Raw genomic sequence first — 5,014 nt, 5'->3', positions numbered from 1 at the left:
CCATCCTACCTGGCTCAACCTCGACGCCACCGACCTGGACTCCCAACCCGCCAGCGCGCCCGATGTCGCCATCCACCCCGAGCAACTGGCCTACCTGATCCTGACCTCCGGCTCCACCGGCAAGCCGAAAAGCGTCGCCGTTGCCCATGGCGCCTTGGTAAGGCATTGTCAGGCCATTGCAGACAACTATGCAATGCAGCAGAACGACATTGCGCTGCATTTTGCCGCCTTCACTTTCGATGCGGCGATGGAGCAATGGTTGGTACCGTTGATCAACGGCTGTCGCTTGGTAATCCGCGACGAATTGTGGAGCGCGGAGCAGGCTTACCGCACGCTGCTGGAACAAGGCGTCACCTGGTTCGAAATGCCACCGGCTTATTTGACAGAAATCGCTCGCTGGGCCGAACAACAAGGTCTTGCCTTGCCGCTACGAGCCTGCTCGGTAGGCGGCGAAGCGGTCAGTAAAGATAGTTTGGCGCAAATCCGCCGAGTGGTGGGCGATGCGCCCATCGTCAACGGTTATGGTCCGACTGAAACCCTGATTACACCATTGGTGTGGATAGCGCAGTCCGATACTGTTTGCGACACCGCCTACGCACCGATCGGCACTGGTGTTGGCGAGCGTACGTTGTATATATTGGATAAGGATATTAATCCGCTACCGGTGGGCGCGGTGGGCGAACTGTACATCGGTGGGCCCTGTCTAGCTCGTGGTTATCATGGACGGCCTGATTTGACCGCCGAGCGTTTCATTCCCGATCCGTTCGTCGGTGACGGCGGGCGACTCTATCGTACTGGCGACCTAGTGCGGTTTCGCGCCGATGGCAATGTTGATTATTTCGGTCGTGGCGATCATCAGATCAAGTTGCGTGGTTATCGCATTGAGTTGGGCGAGATCGAAGCGCAGGTGCTGTCGCATCCAGCCATTGCCGAGGCAGTGGTGGTTGAGGATGGCGAGGGCAGCGACAAGCGTCTGGTCGTCTACGCGGCGAACTCAGCGAATCTGGCTGCCGAGCAACTGAAACAGTATCTGCAAAGCCGCTTGCCGGATTATATGGTGCCGTCACAAACCATCCTGCTCGAACGTTTGCCGCGACTGACCAGCGGCAAGCTAGACCGCCGTGCCCTGCCTAAACCGGAATGGACGGCCAACGAAAACTTTCGGGCACCGCAAACCCTCGCTGAATGTGCCCTAGCCAAAATTTGGCAAGAGATATTGGGCATCGGACGGGTTGGTATCGATGACAACTTTTTCGAACTGGGGGGGGATTCGATTTTATCGATTCGGCTGGTCAGCCGCGCCCGTCAGGTCGGCTGGCTGTTCACACCCAGGGACTTGTTTTTGCACCAAACGGTTGCCAGCTTGGCCGCCGCTGCGCAACCGGTATTGAAAACGGCAATCACAGCAGCACCTGTGGCTGGCGAGGTGGCTTTAACGCCCATTCAGGCGCAATTTTTCCTAGATGAGATTCCCAACCGCCAGCACTGGAATTTATCCTTGCTCTTGCAAACTCGACAGCCGCTTGATGAGGCAAAGCTGGAATGCGTGCTGCAAACTCTAATTTGTCATCATGACAGCTTACGTTTGCGTTATCGCCAGGAAAACGGAACTTGGCGACAATATTACACCGACATTGATGCTGGCAAATCCACGGAGCTACTCTGGCGGCGCAGCGCCAGTGACAATAGCGAAGTCGAAAGCATCGCCAATCAAACTCAGCGCAGTCTGGATTTACAAAACGGGCCATTGCTGCGAGCAGTATTGATTCGCGTCGCCGACGGCAGCCAACGGCTGTTGCTGGTAGTGCATCATCTGGTCGTCGATGGCGTGTCCTGGCGGATATTGCTGGAGGATTTACAGAATCTTTATCACGATAGTCTACCGCTGCCAGCTAAGACGGATAGTTTCAAACATTGGTCGCAACAGCTACAAAATTACGCCGGTAGTGAAGCGCTTAACCAGCAATTGCCGTACTGGTCATCGCTGGCGGATGCGTCCGAATTACCGCGTGATTTTCCGCAAGATGTCGGCAGTTTTGCCAATGCCTGCACCCTGAGCCTGAGTTTTTCCACCGAAACCACCCGACAATTATTGCAACAGGCTCCGGCGGCTTACCGCACACGGGTCAATGACTTACTGTTAACCGCGTTGGTGCGGGTCTTGTGCCGCTGGAGCGGCCGGGAACGGGTGCTGGTCGAATTGGAAAGCCATGGCCGTGAAGATATATTCGATGATACCGACCTTATCCGTAGCGTCGGCTGGTTTACCAGTCTGTATCCAGTGTGTTTGACTAGCCTTGCCGAACCCGGAGCGTCTATCAAATCCGTCAAGGAAACTCTGTGCAACGTCCCGGACAGGGGCTTGGGATTTGGGGTTCTGAAATATCTGGCGGTGCCCGAACTGCGTGCGCAGTTGGCGGCACTGCCACAGCCCAGAGTCGGTTTCAATTATTTCGGGCAATTAGAAACTGAGCAAGCCTTGTTTACCGTCGCGCCGGAAACTGCCGGAGATGATCGTGACCGCTACGCGCCTTTGCCTTATTGGCTGGAAATTAATGCCCAAGTGCTCGGCGGCGAACTAGAGATTCGCTGGCGTTACAGCGAAAAACAATACCGGAGCGCCACGGTAAAGGGCTTGCTGGATGACTATCACAATGAATTGACTGCTTTGGTCGGGCATTGCCTGAGCGGTGTCAAAGGCGCGACACCAAGCGATTTTCCATTGTCTGGGTTGAGCCAGCCACAAATCGACGCGCTGCCGATTGCCATTGGGGACGTCGAGGACATTTATCCGCTGGCACCGATGCAGCAAGGTATTTTGTTTCATGCCTTGCTGGAGCCGGAAATGGGGGTTTACGTCAATCAAATGACTTTGGATATCGACGGTTTGGATGTTGGGCGTTTTGCCGCCGCCTGGCGCAAGGCGATAGCCCGGCACGATATTTTACGTAGCGCCTTCATCTGGCGCGGCGAGACCGACCGGCCCTTGCAAGTAGTTTATAACCAGGTCGCCTTGCCGTTGGAAATCCGCGATTGGCGCGACCATGAAGATTCGGATAGCGAGCTGGCGGCGTTAGCCGCCGAAGAGCACGCGCACGGCTTCGACTTGGCGCAAGCGCCGTTGATGCGCTTAGTGTTGGTACGGCAGTCCGAGCAAAGTTATCGCTGGATTTGGACCAGTCATCATATTTTGCTGGACGGCTGGAGCACCTCGCAACTACTCGGCGAAGTGCTGCAAAGTTACGCCGGCAACGACCGTAGTATCGGCAGCCGTTATCGGGATTTCATTGCCTGGCTGCAACTGAAAAATCCGGGCGACAGCGAAAGTTTCTGGCGTCAGCGTCTGGCCAACTTGGACGAGCCGACCTTGTTGGCTGCCGCGCTGGGCCGGGTCGGCGGAGCAGTAGGTCACGGCAATGTTAGGGAGAGGCTGGATGCGGCTACCACCCAACGTTTGCAGGCCTTCGCGCAGCGTCAGCGCATCACCTTGAATACGTTGTTGCAAGGCGCTTGGGCGCTATTGTTGCAACGCTATTGTGGCCAAAACCGCGTAGCTTTCGGCGTGACGGTGTCCGGGCGTCCGGCGGAATTGCCTGGTGTCGATAACATGCTGGGTCTATTCATCAATACCGTGCCGCTGATCGTCGGCGGCCAGCCGAGGCAAAGCGTCGGCGATTGGCTGCGAAGATTGCAGGACGATAATCTGGCCTTGCGCGAACACGAGCAAACTCCACTGTACGACATTCAACGCTGGGCCGGACAAGCCGGTACGGCCTTGTTCGACAGTTTGTTGGTGTTCGAAAACTTTCCAGTCGATGCGGCGCTGCGCAATGCCGATGCTGGCCTGCAATTCGGCTTGCCCGCGCATATTGACACCACTCATTACCCGTTAACCTTGAATGTCAGTATCGGCGAGTCGCTGGGGCTGGGCTACGGTTATTGGCGGGATTGCTTCGATGCCGACACCGTGCAAAAACTGGATCGGCATTTTCGTCAATTATTGTTGAGCATGATTGAGGATGCCGAATGCCCGGTCGCTAACTTGCATTTGTTGACGGAGGGAGCTCGCCGCCAACTTTTGGACTGGAATTCAACCGCTAAGGCTTATCCGTCCGGCTTGATCCACGAGCTGATCAGCCGCCGCGCCGTCGCCCAGCCGGACGCGATAGCCTTGGCCTTCGACGAGCAAACCCTGGGCTATGGCGAACTGGAGCGCCAAGCCAACCGTCTGGCGCATTACTTGATCAGCCTTGGCGTCGGCCCGGAAATGCCGGTCGGTATTGCTATTGAACGTTCGTTGGCATTGGTGATCGGCCTGCTGGCCATTATCAAGGCGGGCGGCGCTTATGTGCCTTTGGATCCGGACTACCCGGCAGACCGGCTCGCGTACATGATAGCGGATTCCGGCATCGGCTTGCTGTTGAGCCATACGCGGGTGTTGCAAACCCATGTCGATTTCGGCAACGCTTGCCATTGTCTGAACCTGGATGATCTTGAGTGGGTCGATCAACTCGATGCTCCGCCCAGGCCACTGTTGCATCCGGAAAGCCCGGCCTACATTATCTACACCTCGGGTTCCACCGGCCGGCCCAAGGGCGCGGCCAACAGCCACGCGGCCTTGGCCAACCGGCTGCACTGGATGCAGGACGCTTATCCGATAGGCCCTGGCGACACCGTCCTGCAAAAAACCCCGTTCAGCTTCGACGTGTCGGTGTGGGAATTCTTCTGGCCGCTGATGACCGGCGCCCGCCTGGTCATCGCCGGGCCCGGCGACCACCGCGACCCGGCAGCATTGGCCCGGCTGCTATTGAAACACCGCGTCAGCACCGTGCATTTCGTACCGGCCATGCTGGCCGAATTCGTCAACCAGCCGGAATTGCCGAGGTTCCCGTCACTGAAACGCCTCGTCTGTAGCGGCGAAGCCCTGCCGGGCGAATTGCAACAGCGGGTGTTCCAGCGCCTGCCCGGTGTCGAACTCGACAACCTGTACGGCCCCACCGAAGCCGCCATCGAC

1 protein-coding gene is annotated in these 5,014 nt (G+C 57.3%); it reads left to right on the top strand.

What is annotated here, in order from left to right; genetic code table 11:
- A partial coding sequence (locus Q7V20_RS09830; RefSeq protein WP_304789951.1) for a condensation domain-containing protein occupies window positions 1-5,014 on the top strand: 5,014 nt, incomplete at both ends.

The sequence above is a fragment of the Aquabacterium sp. genome, assembly GCF_030652515.1.
In the GTDB taxonomy this organism is placed as follows: Bacteria; Pseudomonadota; Gammaproteobacteria; order Burkholderiales; family Burkholderiaceae_C; genus Aquabacterium.
The sequence above is the reverse complement of the archived record's forward strand: the minus strand, read 5'-3'. Positions and strand labels throughout refer to the sequence as shown.